This is a genomic window from Streptomyces sp. NPDC045470 (genome assembly GCF_040646595.1).
Lineage (GTDB): Bacteria > Actinomycetota > Actinomycetes > Streptomycetales > Streptomycetaceae > Streptomyces.
The window spans coordinates 139367-155736 of record NZ_JBEZAN010000004.1 but is presented as its reverse complement, the minus strand read 5'-3'; the positions used below and the strand labels follow the sequence as shown (position 1 = coordinate 155736).

Here is a 16370-nt window from a genome sequence, read left to right as displayed (position 1 = left end):
CGGGAGCGGGGCGCCCGGCCGCACCCCGCACGCGCCGGGTGCCGCGCCGGGCGGCACGACAGGCGTACGGTCGGGATCATGCGCATTGTCATCGCAGGTGGACATGGTCAGATCGCGCTGCGGCTGGAGCGGCTGCTCGCCGGGCGCGGAGACGAGGTGGCGGGCATCATCCGCCGGCCCGAACAGGCCGGGGACCTGCTGGCCGCCGGGGCCGAGCCGGTCGTCTGCGACCTGGAGACGGCCACCGTCGCAGACGTCGCCCGGCACCTCGAAGGCGCGGACGCGGCGGTCTTCGCGGCGGGCGCCGGGCCGGGCAGCGGCATCGAACGCAAGGAGTCGGTGGACCGCGGTGCCGCGTCGCTCTTCGCGGACGCGGCGGAGGCGGCCGGGGTACGACGCTTCGTCGTCGTGTCGTCGATGGGCGCCGACAGGGAACCGCCGGAGGGCACCGACGAGGTGTTCGCCGCGTACCTGCGCGCCAAGGGCGCCGCGGACGCCGACGTACGCTCCCGCTCCGGCCTGGACTGGACGATCCTGCGGCCGGGCCGCCTGACGGACGACCCGGGCACCGGCCTGGTCCGGCTGGCCGAGTCGACCGGCCGCGACGAGATCACCCGGGACGACGTGGCGGCCGTACTGGCCGCCCTCCTGGACGAGCCGCGCACGGCCGGCCGCACGCTGGAGCTGATCGGCGGCGAGACTCCGGTCGAGGAGGCCGTCCGGGCGATCGCGGGCTGACCGCGCCGTCCGGGACCCCGCTCCGCGCGGCGCGCGCGGCGGGGCCTCGGCCGGTCCCTCGAACGGAAGGCGTGCGGCAAGCGAAAAGGCCCCGATCCGTTCTCACGGACCAGGGCCTTTTCGGACCTGTGGCGGCGCCAGGATTCGAACCTGGGAAGGCTGAGCCGGCAGATTTACAGTCTGCTCCCTTTGGCCGCTCGGGCACACCGCCATGGGTTGTGCTGCCGGGAGATCCGCCGGTGTGGCGTCGCTCCGGGGCAACGACGTAAACCATACCCGATGGCCGGGGGTGGTTCGCCACTCGGTTCTTCCCGGACCGATCATGCTCGGGGTGACTAGGCTTGCGTAGCGGTCCCAGGTGGGCCGTACCCCTGACGGATCTATGTACGAGGAGCCAACTCAAGATGGCCGACTCCAGTTTCGACATCGTCTCGAAGGTCGAGCGGCAGGAGGTCGACAACGCCCTCAACCAGGCCGCCAAGGAGATCTCGCAGCGCTACGACTTCAAGGGCGTGGACGCGTCGATCAAGTGGTCGGGCGAGAAGATCGAGATGCGGGCCAACGCCGAGGAGCGCGTGAAGGCTGTCCTCGACATCTTCCAGTCCAAGCTGGTCAAGCGCGGGATCTCGCTGAAGGCCCTGGACGCGGGCGAGCCGGAGGCCTCCGGCAAGGAGTACAAGATCTTCGCCTCTCTCGAAGAGGGCATCTCGCAGGAGAACGCGAAGAAGGTCGCCAAGATCATCCGCGACGAGGGCCCGAAGGGCGTCAAGGCGCAGGTGCAGGGCGACGAGCTGCGCGTCAGCTCGAAGAGCCGGGACGACCTCCAGGCCGTGCAGCAGCTGCTGAAGGGCAAGGACCTGGACTTCGCGCTGCAGTTCGTGAACTACCGGTAGTCCATCGGCGCTCTGCCGGTGAGTCCGGTGGCGGACACGGCCGGGGGCGCGGCCCCGAGAACCGTCTCGGCGCCGCGCCCCCGTCGCGTTCCGTGCGCCTTGTCCCGCACGCCTTCTTCCACACGCCCTCTCCCTATGCCGGGCCGTCTGCCCGCCGGGCGCGCTTGCGGCGGGTGAGGAGGGCGGTCACCAGCGCGAGAGCGGCGGCGGAGGCTGCCACGGCGAGCGCGCTCCCAGGGGTACGGCGGTCGTCCGAGAGGGCGGACTGCGACATGGGCGACTGCGCGGATGCGCCGGGGCCGGCTTCGCCGGGCGCGGCGGTCTCGACGGGTGGATCGGTCTCGCCGGGTGGGGCGGTGCCCGTTATCTCCAGCTCTGTCGGCGCCGAGTTGTTCGTGGGGTCGGTGTCCCCCCGGATGGGGTCGCGTACCGACACTTTCCCCACCGCGCCTTCGACCTGACGGTCGATCCGCACCCGCAGCGATATGTAGTTGGGCTGGTTGCTGCAGTAGAGCTGCCCGTCCAGGTCGTCGCGTCCGCAGGTGTACTGCTCGGACGGGGTCCCCTCCCGCTCCGCCCTGGAAAGCGGGGCGAACGACGTCCCCGGCGGCAGGTCCACGCGCACCCTGTCTCCCCCGTGGCCGACCTCCTCCATCCCCACGGTGACGTACTCGCCGACCCGGCCGCGGAGGGTGATGCCCTTGACCGACCAGTCGGCCCGCGCCCGCGAGGGCGGAGCGAAGCGCAGTTCACCGCCGCCCTTGACAGAGTCGACGGCGACCGGCACGAGACCGAGTGCGGGTCCCGAACCGCGCGCGTCCAGCTTTTTGTAGTCCTCGGTGCCCGGGGGCGGATCGCCCAGCGGCCACACGGAGTACCGGTACGCCCCCTCGACCACGTCGGAACTGCTGGTGGCCCACGGGAGGGGCTCGGCGGTCTCGTACGCGGTCCCCACGGGCACGGCGTCCGGAAATTCGCAGAAGACCGTGCCGCCGCCCACCCCGTAGTAGCAGTTGTCGTGGACCATGGCGCCAGGGTTGCGGGGAAACTGCACGTCTTCGAGGTCCACGCGCAGCACCACACCCCGGGGCGCCGCCGCGGTCCCGGTGTTCCCGAAAGCGGGAGTGAGGCGGGGGACGCCCTCCAAGGCGCCCGTGGAGCCGTACGGGAGGTTCTCCTCGGGCAGGACGTACGGCGTGTGGGAACGGAGCGTGAAGACCGGCTTCCCGGCGTCCAGTTGCGCCCCGCTCGAACCGCCGGCCCCTGGCCCGAGCAGCACCAGCGCGGCGACGGCCGCCGGGGGTGCCGTGATCCATCTGCCGGTTCGCGCCATGACCGTCGATCGCCCCCGTACATCTGATCTTCCCGAAGGGGACACCCTCGCACACCGTGCGATTTTCACGAGCAGGCGCTTGACCTCACGTTTGGTTGAGGTCAGAGGCTGTTCACATGACTTCGGAAACGAACACCCGACGGACCGCGCACGCCCACGATGCCGACCCCGGTGGCTTCCCGGCCCCGGACGGGTTCCGGGCGGACACCCTGCCCGACATCCGGCGGGCCGGTGTCGGCACCGTACTGATCAGCGAGTGGGACGCGGGCAGCCCGGAGCGGCAGCAGGCCATGGCCGAGGGCGCCGCGCGGGCGCTGCGGGCGGCGCCGCTGCCGGACGGCCTGGTCTCGCAGGTCTACCTCACCGGTACGGACGGCCGCACCGTCCTCGGCTTCGGGCAGTGGGCGGACGGGGAGGACGGGCCCGCCGGGGCCTCCCGGGCGGCCGTCGAGGCGGGCGGGGCGCGGCGTTACCGCTACTACCGCAGCCTGCTGCCGCAGGGCGAACAGCCGGAGCCGGGGTGCGTGGTGGCCGTCTCCTTCGAGACGACGGGGCACGAGGCCGCACGGCAGCTCGTCGACGGCCTGCTGGACATGCTGGGCGAGGTGCAGCCCGGTTCGGCCGGGACCTCGCGGACCGGATCCGGCGGGATCTCCTCGAACTTCCACATCAGCGAGGACGGCAGCCGGGTCTTCAACTACAGCGAGTGGACGGACGAGGCCGCGCACCAGCGGGTGGTCGAGACGTCGCTGCAGCAGGGCGGCGCGGTGATGAACCTCATCGCGAGCATCCCGGGCGTCACACCGCTCGGTTTCCAGCGGTACGTGACGCCTCGGGGGCTCGTACGGCGGTGAGGGCCCGTACGCGATCGGAGCGAGGGGCGGGACGGAGCGGGGCTCCCGTATCCCGCGACCTGCTCAGTAGCGCCCGGCGAAGGGCTGGTCCGTCGGGACGATCTCGCGGCCGAGCGGGAGCAGGGAGAGCGGCACCATCTTGAAGTTGGCGATGCCGAACGGGATGCCGATGATCGTCACGCACTGCAGGGCGCCCGTGACGATGTGGCCCAGCGCCAGCCACCAGCCCGCGAAGATGACCCAGATGACGTTGCCGATGACCGAGCCGGCACCCGCGTCGCGCCGCTCCACCGTCGTACGGCCGAAGGGCCACAGCGCGTAGCCCGCGATGCGGAACGAGGCGATGCCGAAGGGGATCGTGACGATCAGGATGCAGCAGATGATGCCTGCGAGGACGTAGCCGACGGCCATCCACAAGCCGCTCAGGATCAGCCAGATGACGTTGAGGATGAGCTTCATGGTCGGCAGCCTTCCGTGCACCGGTGGGGTGCGGTGGTGGTGTCTTTCCTCCAGGGAGACGCAGCGGCGGTCGGAAACAGTTGCGGCGGGGGGCCGATGTCAGGACTGACGGCCCGCCATCTGTTCGAGGCGGGTGATGCGCTCGCGCATCGGCGGGTGGGTCGAGAAGAGCTTGGTCATCCCGTCACCGGGCCGGAACGGGTTGGCGATCATCATGTGGCTCGCCGTCTCCAGCCGTGGTTCGGCCGGCAGCGGGAGCTGCCGGGTGCCGGCCTCCAGCTTGCGGAGCGCGGAGGCCAGGGCGAGCGGGTCGCCGGTGAGCTGGGCGCCGGAGGCGTCGGCCTGGTACTCGCGGGAGCGGCTGACGGCCAGCTGGATGAGGGAGGCCGCCACCGGCCCGAGAATCATGATCAGGAGCATCCCGAGGATGCCGGGGCCCTCTTCGTCGTCGGAACGGCCTATGGGAATCAGCCAGGCGAAGTTGACCAGGAACATCACCACCGAGGCCAGGGCTCCGGCCACGGACGAGATGAGGATGTCGCGGTTGTAGACGTGGCTGAGTTCGTGGCCGATGACGCCGCGCAGCTCGCGTTCGTCCAGGAGGTGCAGGATGCCGTCCGTGCAGCAGACGGCGGCGTTGCGCGGATTGCGGCCGGTGGCGAAGGCGTTGGGGGCCTGGGTCGGTGAGATGTACAGGCGGGGCATGGGCTGGCGCGCGGCCGTGGACAGCTCGCGGACCATGCGGTAGAGCTGCGGGGCCTGGAACTCGCTCACCGGGCGGGCGCGCATCGCCCGCAGGGCGAGTTTGTCGCTGTTCCAGTACGCGTAGGCGTTGGTTCCCAGGGCCACGAGGACCGCGATGATCAGGCCCGTACGGCCGAAAAGTCCGCCGATGACGATGATGAGTGCGGACAGTCCCCCGAGGAGTACGGCGGTCTTGAGCCCGTTGTGCCTGCGGTGCACGGTACGCCCTCCAGGTGGTGCGGCAGGGGAACCCTTTGCTGACGTTTCCTCCACTTTTCAGTGGACCCTTTCTGTCTGGTCAACGCCAGATGAGGGGCGCTAGTTCCCTTGTGCATGCGGGGACGGCGTACGGCCGTGCGAGTGAGCCCGCGCACGGGCGCATTCCGGGCACCCCGGCGAAGTGATCGTCGGCGGTCGCATTCCGGCCAGCAGTCGGCCGGGGAACCGTGCCGGAGTGACCGAAGATCGCGGCCGGAGGGAAGGAGAGCGGCCGGGCCGCGCTCAGGATCGGTCCGCGATCGGTCCTGGACCACCGTCAGGCTCGGTCCTCGATCGGTCCCGGACCACCGTCAGGCTCGGACCGTGCTCACGAGAGGTGCCGGGTGCGCCCGCGCGGCGCGCTCAGAGGAGCGCGCCGGAGGCGAAGCGGAGGACGAGCTGCGGCGCGCCGGAAAGGACGATGCCGAGGACGGCGGCGAGGGCGATCGCGGCGGCCAGCGGAGCCGGGACCTTCGCCTTGGGAAGTCCGGCCGGCCCGACCGTCTCGGGAGCCCGGGTACGGGCCCCCTCGGGCCCCTCGGCCCCTTCGCCACCCGCTCCGGTCCCGTGGTCTGCCCCGGGACCGGCCTCGGCGCCAGAACCAGCACCGGCCCGGGCACCGACCTCCACACGCGACTCAACCGCACCTTCCGCCACAGTCGCCTCAGCCGCGTCAGCCGTCTCCCCCGCCGCACGGAAGAGCACCGCCGTCCACTGGAGGTAGTAGTAGAGCGCGATGACCACATTGACGACCATGACGACGGCGAGCCACGCAAGGCCCGCGTCCACCGCCGCCGAGAAGACCGTGACCTTGGCGAACAGGCCGATGATGCCGGGCGGCAGGCCCGCGAGGCAGAGCAGGAAGAAGCCGAGGGCGAGGGCGGGCAGCGGGCGGCGCGTGACCAGGCCGCGGTAGTCGCTGATGCGGTTGGCGGGGCTCGTACGGGCCACGAGGGCAGCGACCCCGAAGGCGCCGAGGTTCACGGCCGCGTACATCAGGGCGTACGCGACGGTCGCGCCGATGGCGTGTGCCGCGTCGTCGGCGTACCCGGCGGCGGCGATCGGCACCAGGAGGTAGCCCGCCTGCCCCACCGAGGACCAGGCGAGCAGGCGTACCGCGCTGTGCGCGCGCTCCGGGGCCTGGCGCAGCGCGGCGACGTTGCCGACGGTCATGGTGAGGGCGGCCAGGACGGCGACGGCCGGGCCCCAGACGTCCGCGTACGAGGGGAAGCCCTCGACCGTGACCAGGATGAGGCCCGAGAAGCCGACGGCCTTGCCGATGACGGAGAGGTACGCGGCGATCGGCAGTGGCGCGCCCACGTAGGTGTCGGGCACCCAGAAGTGGAACGGCACGGCGGCGGTCTTGAAGGCGAAGCCGACGAGGGTCAGGGCGACGCCCGCCGTGGCCAGGGTGGCCAGTTGCGGGTCGGGCAGGTCCGTGAGGGCGGTGGCGACGCGGGACAGGTGGAGGCTGCCGGTCGCCGCGTAGACGAAGCTGACGCCCAGGAGCATGACCGCGGTGGCCACCACCGAGGACAGGAAGAACTTCAGGGCCGCCTCCGAGGAGAGGCGGTCCGCGCGCCGGATTCCCACGAGGGCGAAGGCGGGCAGCGAGGCCACTTCGAGGGCGATGACGAGGGTCGCCAGGTCCCGGGAGGCGGGCAGCAGGGCCGCGCCCGCCGCGGAGGACAGCAGCAGGAACCAGAACTCGCCCGCGGGCAGCCGGTGGTCCTCGACGGCGGTGACCGACAGCAGGGCGGTGAGCAGGGCGCCGGCCAGCACCAGGAACTGGATGACGACGGCGAAGTGGTCGGCGGCGTAACTGCACACGCCCGGGTCCGTGGTCAGGCAGAAGGTACGGCGGTCCCCGGCCACCAGGGGGACGAGCGAGAGCGCGGCCAGCGCGAGGCCACCGATCGCACACCAGCCGAGGAGCGGCTTGCGGTGCTGCGGGACGAAGAGGTCGGCGACCAGGACGGCCAGGGCGACGGCGGCGGTGATGGTGGGCGGTGCGACGGCGACCCAGTCGACGGACTGGACCAGGGAGGTCACGGAACTCATCACTTACCGCCTCCGAGGAGCTGCTGGACGGCCGGGTCGGTGAGGCCGAGGAGGGCCGCGGGCCACAGGCCGGCGAGGACGGTGAGCACGGCGAGGGGGGACCAGGCCGCGTACTCGTAGCGGGCCAGGTCGGGGATGACGGGGGCGGTACGGGTGGCACCGGCGGCCTCTGGTGCCCCGTCAGCGCCGAGCGGACCGGCCGCCCCGTCGGGCTCCGGCGACCCGGCCGCCCCGGCTTCCTCGGTCGGCTCCTTGCCCCCCATGCACACCCGCCGTACGACGATCAGCAGGTACGCGGCGGTGAGGAGCGTGCCGAGGCCGGCCAGCGCCATGAAGGTGAGGAACGCGGGGCGGCTGAGGCCCGCGGCGGGCTCGAAAGCGCCGAACATGGCGAGCATCTCGCCCCAGAACCCGGCGAGCCCGGGCAGGCCGAGGGAGGCGACGGCGCCGAACGCCAGCAGGCCGCCGAAGCGCGGTGCGCGCCCGTACAGGGCGGCGCCGGTGCGGCCCGCGAGCCGGTCCAGGTCGGTGGTGCCGTACCGGTCCTTGAGGGCGCCGACCAGGAAGAAGAGGAGGCCGGTGATCAGGCCGTGCGCGATGTTGGCGAACAGCGCGCCGTTGACGCCGGTGGGTGTCATGGTCGCGATGCCGAGCAGCACGAAGCCCATGTGGCCGACCGAGCTGTACGCGATCAGGCGCTTGAGGTCGCCCTTCGCGCCACGCCGGGCGAGCGCCAGGCACGCGAGCGAGCCGTAGACGATGCCGACGGCGGCGAAGGCGGCGAGGTACGGGGCGAAGGTGTGCATGCCGTCCGGCGCGATGGGCAGCGCGATGCGCACGAAGCCGTACGTGCCCATCTTCAGCAGGACGCCGGCCAGGAGCACCGACCCGACGGTGGGGGCGGCGGTGTGCGCGTCGGGCAGCCAGCTGTGCAGGGGCCACATCGGTGCCTTGACGGCCAGTCCGATGCCGATCGCGAGCACCGCGAGGAGCTGGACGGTGTGGCTGAGCTGGGAGTTCGGGCCGTTGTCAGTGGCTAGTGCCACCATGTCGAACGTGCCGGACTTCAGGCCGACGAGGAGCAGGCCCAGCAGCATCACGACCGAGCCGAGGAGGGTGTAGAGGATGAACTTCCACGCCGCGTACGTCCTTTGCGCACCGCCCCACCGGGCGATGAGGAAGTACATCGGGATGAGGACCATCTCGAAGGCGAGGAAGAACAGCACGAGGTCCAGGACGGCGAAGGTGGCGAGGGTGCCGGCCTCCAGGACCAGGAGCAGGGCCACGAACGCCTTGGGGGACGGGCCCGCGGGCAGGTGGAAGTAGCTGTAGAGCGCGCAGAGGAAGGTCAGCAGCGCGGTCAGGACGAGGAGGGGGAGCGAGATGCCGTCGATGCCGAGATGGATCCGGATGCCGAGCGCCTGGATCCAGCTGATGTCGGTGGTGGCCTGCATCCGGGCCGGGTGGTCGTGGTCGAATCCGACGGCCAGCGCGACGGCCGCGGCCAGCACGACACCGGTGACGGTCACGCCGTGGCGCAGTACGGCCTGGTCGGGGTCGCGGCCCTTGAGACCGGGCGGGGCCGGGAGCAGGGCGGCGACCGCGCCCAGCAGGGGGAGGACGACGACGGCCGCGAGGAGAAGCTGCATAGCGGTGTGATTCACGGTCAGGCTCCCGTGCCCGTAGCGACGAGGACGACGGCGACGGCCAGGACGAGCGAGCCCGCGAGCAGCGCGCCCAGGTAGGTCTGCACATTGCCGGTCTGGGCGCGGCGGACGGCGGCTCCCAGCCAGCGGGAGGCGGTGCCCGCGCCGTGCACGTACGTGTCGACGACCTCGCGGTCGAGGAAGCGCACGAGCCGGGCCGCGGCCCGCACCGGCCGGACGAACAGGGCGGTGTAGACGGCGTCGAGGTGGAAGCCGACGGCGGCGGGGCGGTGCAGCGGGCCCAGGAGGAGCCGGCCGGGGTCGGCGGGGTCCGGGGCGCCGGCGTTGTCGCCGTAGGCCGCGGCGTGGGTGGCGATGGCGCGCTCCTCGGAGTCCGCGGGGGCGGCGTCCGGGTCCACGGCGACCGCGCCGAGCGGGACGCGCGCCGCGAGAGCGGTGGTGTGCCGCCAGGCACCGTAGGTGACCAGGGCGCCGACGAGGGCGACACCGGTGCCCAGGACGGAGGTGGTCAGGGTCGGGGTCAGCGAGCGGCCGTCGAACCAGTCGGGCAGGACGGGGGTGGCAAGGCCCAGCGCGAGGGTGGGGACGAACAGCACCCACAGCACGGTGTTCATGACGACCGGCTGCTTGCCGTGGTCGGGCGCGGGTTCCGGGCCCTTGCCGTGGAAGGCCAGCAGCCACAGCCGGGTCGCGTACCCGGCGGTGAGGAGGGCGGTGAGCAGCCCGGCGATCAAAACGGTCCAGCCTGCCGCGGAGGGGACGGCGGCGAGGGTGCCGGAGGCCGTCGGGTGACCGGTGGCGGCGTGTTCGGCGGCGCCCAGGACGGCTTCCTTGGAGAAGAAGCCGGCGAACGGGGGAATGGCGGCCAGGGCGAGCAGCGCGACCGTCATCGTCCAGTAGGCGTCGGGGATGCGCCGGGCGAGGCCGCGCATCCGTGACATGGCGGCCAGCGAGTTGGTGCCGGCGGCGTGGATGACCACACCGGCGGCGAGGAAGAGCAGGGCCTTGAACGCGCCGTGCGACAGGAGGTGGAAGACGGCGGCGCCGCGGTCGCCGACGGCCAGGGCACCGGTCATGTAGCCGAGCTGGCCGACCGTCGAGTAGGCCAGGACGCGTTTGATGTCGTCCTGCGCCAGGGCGGCGAGACCGGAGCCGACCATGGTGGCCGCGGCCATGGCGGCGAGGACGACCATCGCGGTGGCGGACGCCGCGAAGACGGGGAGGAGACGGGCGACGAAGTAGACGCCGGCGGCGACCATGGTGGCCGCGTGGATGAGGGCCGAGACCGGGGTGGGGCCGGCCATCGCGTCGGGCAGCCAGGTGTGCAGCGGGAACTGCGCGGACTTGCCCGCGACACCGGCCAGCAGGAGCAGCGCGACGAGGGTGGGGTGGTCCAGGCCGCCGACGGCCACCGTCTTGAGGATGCCGGTGATGCGGAACGTCCCGGCGTCGGCGGCGAGCGCGAAGATGCCGAAGAGGAAGGGGACGTCGCCCAGCTTGGTGACGAGGAACGCCTTGAGGGAGGCGGAGCGGGCGGCTTCGGTCTCCCAGTAGTGCCCGACCAGGAAGTACGAGCAGATGCCCATGATCTCCCAGCCGACCAGCAGCACCATCAGGTCGCCGGAGTAGACGACCAGCAGCATCGCGGCGGTGAAGAGGGAGACCAGGGCGGCGTAGGAGGGGTAGCGCGGGTCGTCGCGCAGGTAGCCGGTCGAGTAGATCTGCACGCAGCAGGCGACGACGGCCACGAGTACGGCGACGAGGGCGGCGAAGCCGTCGATGTGCAGGGCGAGGTCGACGGGGACCGAGCCGGTGGGGGTGAGCCGGGTCGCGGCGTCCACCGGGGCCTTCCCCGCACCGGCGCCGCCGCCCTGGGAGACGGCCACGACGACGGCCAGGGCGGCCGCGGCGACGGTCGGCAGGATGGCCAGCGGGCGCACGAAGCCGGGCGCGCGGCGGCCGAGGAGGATGCCCGCGAGGGCGCCGAGGAAGGGAAGGAGAGGTACGAGTACGGCGGTGGTCGTGGTCGTCACGCGGCGGCCTCCGCCCGGTGGTCCGGCTGCGGCCGGCCGGCGGCACCGTCCGCGCCGCCGGTGCTGTCGTCGTTCGGGTCGCTGCCGTCGTCCGGGCCGCTGCTGTCCGGGCGCTCGGCGAGGTCGCGGAGGCGGTCCACGTCGGAGCTGCCGCGGTTGCGGTAGACGAGCAGCACGATCGCCAGGCCGATGCCGATCTCGGCGGCGGCCACGGCGATGGTGAAGAGGGTGAGCGCCTGGCCGGCGTGCAGCTTGTCGCGCAGCCAGACGTCGAACGCCACCAGGTTCAGGTTGACCGCGTTGAGCATCAGCTCGACCGACATCAGGACGAGGATCGCGTTGCGGCGGGCGAGGACGCCGTACAGGCCGACGCAGAACAGGAGGACGGCGAGGACGGCGGGATAGGCGAGATGCATCAGCCTTGGTCCTCTCCGAGACGTGCGCGGTCACCGGGCTGCTCGCGGGAGCCGGGCCGTTTGCGGGTGCCGGCCTGTTTGCCGCCGGGCCCCTTGCCGGCGGCGGGCCGCTCGCGGTCTCCGTGTTTGCGGGAGAGCACGATCGCGCCGACGAGGGCGGCGAGGAGGAGGACGGAGAGCGCTTCGAACGGCAGCACCCAGTACTGGAACAGGCTGCGCCCGGAGGCTTCGGTGGAGCCCTGCACCGCGCCGTCCAGGTCGATCCAGGTCGTACGGAACGCGTCCGTGACGACCCAGACGAGCGCGGCGGCGGAGGCGACGGCCACCGTGAGCGCGGCCCAGCGGTTGCCCGAGTCGGCGTTCGCGGAGCGGCCGATGGGTGCCTTGGTGAGCATCAGTCCGAACAGGAGGAGCACGACGACGGACCCGACGTAGATCAGGACCTGCACCCAGGCGATGAACTCCGCGGTCAGCAGCAGGTACTCCACGGCGATACCGCCGAGGGCGACCACCAGCCACAGGGCGGCGTGCACCAGTTGCTTGGTGGTGACGGTGACCACGGCCGCGCCGAGGGTGACGAGGCCGACCAGGAGGAAGGCGATCTCGACCCCGGTCGGGGAGAGGAAACCGTGGCTTGCGGCGGCGAGCGTCACGCTTCCCCCTCCTGTTCCTGGGCGGTGTTCCGGGCTGCTTCCTCGGCCGCCTGCTGCGCGGCCTGCCGTTCGGCCGCTTCCTGCGCGGCGAGCTTGTCGGCGGCCTTGCGGGCGGCGGCGATCTCCTTGGGCTCCTCGGCCGCGGGGTCGAGGGCGGGCGGCTCCGGGACCGTCCACATCCATGCGCGGAGTTTGTCCCGCTCGTGGGTGAGGTTGTGGATGTCGGTCTCGGCGTACTCGAACTCCGGCGACCAGAACAGCGCGTCGAAGGGACACACCTCGATGCAGATACCGCAGTACATGCACAGCGAGAAGTCGATGGCGAAGCGGTCCAGGACGTTACGGCTGCGCTCGCGGCCGCCGGGCGCGGCGGGCGGCACCGTCTCCTTGTGGGAGTCGATGTAGATGCACCAGTCCGGGCACTCGCGCGCGCACAGCATGCAGACCGTGCAGTTCTCCTCGAACAGCCCGATCACACCGCGGGTGCGCGGTGCCAGTTCGGGCTGGACCTCCGGGTACTGCTCGGTGACCGAACGCTTCGTCATCGTCCGAAGGGTCACGGCCAGCCCCTTGGCCAGACCGCTGCCGGGCCAGCCGGACTTCTTCTCCGGGGCCATTACGAGATCACCACCTTGACGACGCCGGTGAGGGCGATCTGGGCGAGGGCCAGCGGGATCAGCACCGTCCAGGCCAGCTTCTGCAACTGGTCCTCACGCAGCCGCGGGTAGCTGACGCGCAGCCAGATCACGCCGAAGGCCAGGACCGCGGTCTTCAGCAGCGTCCACAGCCAGCCGAGCCCGTCGGCGCCGAACGGCCCGTGCCAGCCACCGAGGAAGAGGACGGAGGTCAGGGCGCACAGGACGAGGATGCCCGCGTACTCGGCGAGCAGGAACAGCGCGAAGCGCAGCCCGGTGTACTCGGTGTACGCGCCGAAGATGATCTCGGAGTCGGCGACCGGCATGTCGAACGGCGGCCGCTGCAGTTCGGCCAGCCCCGCCGTGAAGAAGACCAGGCCGCCGACGATCTGCCACGGCACCCACCACCAGTGGAAGGCGTCCAGGATGCCGGGCAGCGAGAGCGTTCCGGCGGCCATCGCGACGGACGCCGCGGCGAGCAGCATCGGCAGCTCGTACGCGAGGAGCTGGGCGGCCGTACGCAAGCCGCCGAGCAGCGAGAACTTGTTGGCCGAGGCCCAGCCCGCCATCAGCGAGCCCAGGACGCCGACGCCCATCACGGCGAGGACGAAGAAGATGCCCGCGTCCAGCGACTGACCGACCGCGTTGTCCGGGCCGAGCGGGATGGCGACCAGCACCAGCAGGTACGGCAGGAGCGCGACGGCGGGCGCGAGCTGGAAGATCCGCCGGTCGGCACCGGCCGGGACGACGTCCTCCTTCTGCGCGAACTTCACCCCGTCGGCCACGAGCTGCGCCCAGCCGTGGAAGCCACCCGCGTACATGGGGCCGAGGCGGCCCTGCATATGGGCCATGACCTTGTGCTCGGTCTGGCCGATGACCAGCGGGAAGACCAGGAAGGCGACGAAGACGGCGATCAGGCGCAGGGCGATGTCGAGGGCGTCGCTCATGGTCTGGTCCCGCCTTCTTCCACTGCGTCGCTGGGGCCGGGGTCGTCGGTGGTGCCGTCGCTGGGGCCGGTGCCCTCGGGCTCGGGCCCGGGTTCGCCTTCGGCTGCGGGTTTCTCTTCGGGGGCGGGTGCGGGCTCGGGTGCGGCTTCGGCTGCGGGTGCGGCTTCGGCTGCGCGCTTCTCGCCGGTCTTCGGCTCGTCCTCGAAAGCGGGGCGGGCGTGGTGCCACGGAGCGTCCGAGGAGCCGGTGACGGCGGGCGCCTGCCCGGACGCCGCCTGGCCGGACGCCTGGCCTGCCTGCTGACCGGACGACTCCTGACCGGCCGACTCGTGGCCGGACGACTGCTGACCGGCCGGCTCCTGACCGGCCGCCTGCTGGCTGGCCGAGCCCTGGCCGGCGCTGCGCGTCCGGCGGGCGGGGCGTTCCGGCCGGGCGGCCGAGGCCGGGGCCGGGGGCGAAGCCGGGGCGGCGGCCGGAGTCCCGGCGGAGGCCCCCGCGTCCGTGGCCGGCGTCCGCGCGCTGTCCGCGGCGCTCTGCTGGCTCGCCGAGCCCGCGCCCGCCGTACGCGTACGGCGGGCGGGCCGCTCCCCCGCCGCCCCGCCGGCCGCACGGGCACCGGCCGCGCGTGCGCCACGGGCGGGCCGGGCCGGGGCAGGCGGCAACTGGCCCTTCAGCGGGCCCCACTCGTTCGGGTCGGGCACGCCGGGCGGCAGCATCTGGCGGCGCTTGGGCCCGCCGTGCTCGGACTCACCCGGCTCCTTCGCGCCCGGCCACGCCTTGGCGACCCGTGCGGCGAGCACGAAGTCCTTGCGCAGCGGGTGGCCCTCGAAGTTCTCGGGGAGCAGCAGCGGCTCCAGGTACGGGTGGCCGGTGAAGTCCACGCCGAACATCTCGTGCGTCTCCCGCTCGTGCCAGCCCGCACCCGCGTACACCTCGGTGGCGGTGGGCAGTACGGCCGCCGCGTGCGGGACGGTGGTGCGCAGCACCAGGCGCCGTACGCGGCCGGGCCGGGCGATGTCGGCGAGGTGGGCGCAGACGCGGAAGCCGGTGCCGGGCTCGTCCACCGCGCTCAGCCAGTCGAAGTAGCTGCATCCGAGGTCGTCGCGGGCGGTGGTGAGCGCCGGGATCCAGGCGTCGGCGGGTACGTCGACGGTCAGCAGGTCGTACGCCTCTTCGGCGGTCGCGCCGGGGCCGAAGAGGTCGGTGGCGGAACCGGGCAGCCACCCGACGGGCGGCGCGGGCGGCGCCTCGACCGACTCGGCGGGCTCGCTGGACTCGGCGGACTCGGACGGCGTCCCGGCGGCTTCGGCCGCGTCGGCGGGCATGTCCTCGGCCGGCGGGACCGGAGACTGTTCGTCGCTCACTGGTCCCCCGCTCCCTTCGGCTTCCCGCCACCGGTGTCGGCTTCGGCTGCGCCCCCGGATGCCGCGCCCCCGGGCGCCTCGGCCCCGGACGCCTCACCCCGGGACGCCTCGGCCGACGTCCCCGTCCCGGCCGGCTCCCCCGCCTCGGCCGAAGCCCCCGGCGCAGGCGGCGTCACCAGCCCGCTGCGCAGCGCGGCAGCCGACGGCCCGGAAGGCGCGTCGCCGTTGTCCGCGACCCCGTACCGCTCGCCCAGCGACTCACGGGCGATCTTCTCCTGCAGCTTGAGGATGCCCTGGAGCAGTGCTTCGGGCCGGGGCGGGCAGCCCGGGACGTACACGTCGACGGGGATGATCTGGTCGACCCCCTTGGTGACCGCGTACGAGTCCCAGTAGGGCCCGCCGCAGTTCGAGCACGCTCCGAACGAGATGACGTACTTCGGTTCCGGCATCTGCTCGTACAGACGCTTGACCGCGGGCGCCATCTTGTCCGTCACCGTGCCGGAGACGATCATGAGGTCCGCCTGCCGGGGGCCCGGTGCGAACGGGATCACGCCCAGCCGGATGAAGTCGTGCCGCGCCATCGACGCGGCGATGAACTCGATCGCGCAGCAGGCCAGCCCGAAGTTGAAGACCCACAGGCTGTAGCGGCGGCCCCAGTTCAGGACCACCTTCATGGGTTCGGGAGCCAGGCGGGCGAGCGGGCCCAGCCGGCGTCGTTCGACGGTGCCGCCGGCGGACACGACGGGCAGTTCGGTGCCCGTCGCGGTGGCCGGCCTCGCGTTCGTCACGTCCATTCCAGGACGCCCTTCTTCCATGCGTAGAGCAGGCCGACGGCGAGGAAGCCGAGGAAGATGAACATCTCCACCAGCGTGACGCCGCCGAAACCGGGGGCGGCGAAGACCGTCGCCCAGGGGAACAGGAAGATCGAGTCGACGGCGAAGATCACGTAGAGGAAGGCGTAGACGTAGTAGCGGACCTGGGTGTGTGCCCAGCCCTCGCCCACCGGGTCCACGCCGCATTCGTAGGTGAGCAGTTTCTCCGGGGTGGGCACCACGGGCCGCAGCAGCCGCCCGGCACCGAAGGCCACGGCCACGAAGAGCACGCCGATCACGGCGATGAGCCCGACGACCGAGTACCCCTGGAAATAGTCCGCGGCAAGGCTGGTGCGTACGGTCGCGTCCGGCACGTCCGCCCTCGCTCCCTGACTGCTCTTGTTCAACGACTTCGACGATCTGTACGCACGGGAGTCTAGGCCCTGGCCCGCCCCAGGTGAGCAGTCGCGTCACCTGGCGGACGGCTATGGCCCGACTTCGCC

General features: G+C 72.3%; 16 protein-coding genes and 1 tRNA gene. 3 read left to right on the top strand and 14 right to left on the bottom strand.

All coding sequences use genetic code 11. The features are described 5' to 3' along the window. Positions 1–78 precede the first annotated feature (78 nt). Positions 79–738 (top strand): SDR family oxidoreductase, encoded by a 660-nt coding sequence (locus AB0A97_RS14975; protein WP_361149136.1) that lies wholly within the window; start codon positions 79–81, stop codon positions 736–738. A gap of 129 nt (positions 739–867) precedes the next feature. On the opposite strand, the gene AB0A97_RS14970 is transcribed toward AB0A97_RS14975, so the two are convergent. After that, positions 868–949: transfer RNA gene (locus AB0A97_RS14970), tRNA-Tyr, on the bottom strand. A 193-nt stretch (positions 950–1142) separates the two neighbouring features. Between AB0A97_RS14970 and AB0A97_RS14965 the strand changes: the two genes are divergently transcribed. Next, a complete protein-coding gene (locus AB0A97_RS14965) occupies positions 1143–1631 on the top strand; it encodes a YajQ family cyclic di-GMP-binding protein (RefSeq protein ID WP_361149133.1) in 489 nt (162 codons plus the stop codon). Between the two features lie 133 nt (positions 1632–1764). On the opposite strand, the gene AB0A97_RS14960 is transcribed toward AB0A97_RS14965, so the two are convergent. Continuing rightward, entirely contained in the window at positions 1765–2964 is a 1200-nt protein-coding gene (locus AB0A97_RS14960) for a hypothetical protein (RefSeq protein WP_361149131.1), read from the bottom strand. 116 nt (positions 2965–3080) lie between these two features. Here AB0A97_RS14960 and AB0A97_RS14955 point away from each other — a divergent pair, with 116 nt between their 5' ends. Further along, complete coding sequence (locus AB0A97_RS14955) at positions 3081–3818, top strand: hypothetical protein (RefSeq protein ID WP_361149129.1); 738 nt, start codon at positions 3081–3083, stop codon at positions 3816–3818. Between the two features lie 63 nt (positions 3819–3881). On the opposite strand, the gene AB0A97_RS14950 is transcribed toward AB0A97_RS14955, so the two are convergent. From AB0A97_RS14950 to AB0A97_RS14895, 12 genes are all read right to left on the bottom strand, one after another. Continuing rightward, entirely contained in the window at positions 3882–4277 is a 396-nt protein-coding gene (locus AB0A97_RS14950) for a YccF domain-containing protein (RefSeq protein WP_361149126.1), read from the bottom strand. A 99-nt stretch (positions 4278–4376) separates the two neighbouring features. Next, on the bottom strand, positions 4377–5240 hold the full coding sequence (htpX, locus tag AB0A97_RS14945) for a zinc metalloprotease HtpX (RefSeq protein ID WP_361149124.1): 864 nt from the start codon (positions 5238–5240) through the stop codon (positions 4377–4379). A 402-nt stretch (positions 5241–5642) separates the two neighbouring features. Continuing rightward, positions 5643–7340: an NADH-quinone oxidoreductase subunit N gene (locus tag AB0A97_RS14940; protein ID WP_361149121.1), complete on the bottom strand. Its 1698-nt coding sequence runs from the start codon at positions 7338–7340 to the stop codon at positions 5643–5645. Then, complete coding sequence (locus tag AB0A97_RS14935) at positions 7340–8989, bottom strand: NADH-quinone oxidoreductase subunit M (RefSeq protein WP_361150147.1); 1650 nt, start codon at positions 8987–8989, stop codon at positions 7340–7342. Before AB0A97_RS14935 ends, AB0A97_RS14940 begins: the two co-directional genes overlap by 1 nt. Before the next feature lie 17 nt (positions 8990–9006). Next, the gene (locus AB0A97_RS14930) at positions 9007–11040 is read right to left on the bottom strand and encodes an NADH-quinone oxidoreductase subunit L (protein WP_361149119.1); all 2034 of its coding nucleotides are present in this window, start codon (positions 11038–11040) and stop codon (positions 9007–9009) included. Continuing rightward, entirely contained in the window at positions 11037–11456 is a 420-nt protein-coding gene (gene nuoK, locus AB0A97_RS14925; protein ID WP_361149117.1) for an NADH-quinone oxidoreductase subunit NuoK, read from the bottom strand. Before nuoK ends, AB0A97_RS14930 begins: the two co-directional genes overlap by 4 nt. Continuing rightward, entirely contained in the window at positions 11456–12109 is a 654-nt protein-coding gene (locus AB0A97_RS14920; RefSeq protein WP_361149115.1) for an NADH-quinone oxidoreductase subunit J, read from the bottom strand. The genes nuoK and AB0A97_RS14920 overlap by 1 nt, the downstream gene beginning before the upstream one ends. After that, on the bottom strand, positions 12106–12726 hold the full coding sequence (locus tag AB0A97_RS14915) for an NADH-quinone oxidoreductase subunit I (RefSeq protein WP_361149113.1): 621 nt from the start codon (positions 12724–12726) through the stop codon (positions 12106–12108). Before AB0A97_RS14915 ends, AB0A97_RS14920 begins: the two co-directional genes overlap by 4 nt. Beyond that, entirely contained in the window at positions 12726–13691 is a 966-nt protein-coding gene (locus AB0A97_RS14910; protein WP_031002976.1) for a complex I subunit 1 family protein, read from the bottom strand. Before AB0A97_RS14910 ends, AB0A97_RS14915 begins: the two co-directional genes overlap by 1 nt. After that, the gene (locus AB0A97_RS14905; RefSeq protein ID WP_361149110.1) at positions 13688–15055 is read right to left on the bottom strand and encodes an NADH-quinone oxidoreductase subunit C; all 1368 of its coding nucleotides are present in this window, start codon (positions 15053–15055) and stop codon (positions 13688–13690) included. The genes AB0A97_RS14910 and AB0A97_RS14905 overlap by 4 nt, the downstream gene beginning before the upstream one ends. Next, positions 15052–15849 (bottom strand): NADH-quinone oxidoreductase subunit B family protein, encoded by a 798-nt coding sequence (locus AB0A97_RS14900; protein WP_361149107.1) that lies wholly within the window; start codon positions 15847–15849, stop codon positions 15052–15054. Before AB0A97_RS14900 ends, AB0A97_RS14905 begins: the two co-directional genes overlap by 4 nt. After that, complete coding sequence (locus AB0A97_RS14895; protein WP_031002969.1) at positions 15840–16241, bottom strand: NADH-quinone oxidoreductase subunit A; 402 nt, start codon at positions 16239–16241, stop codon at positions 15840–15842. The genes AB0A97_RS14900 and AB0A97_RS14895 overlap by 10 nt, the downstream gene beginning before the upstream one ends. Positions 16242–16370 lie beyond the last annotated feature (129 nt).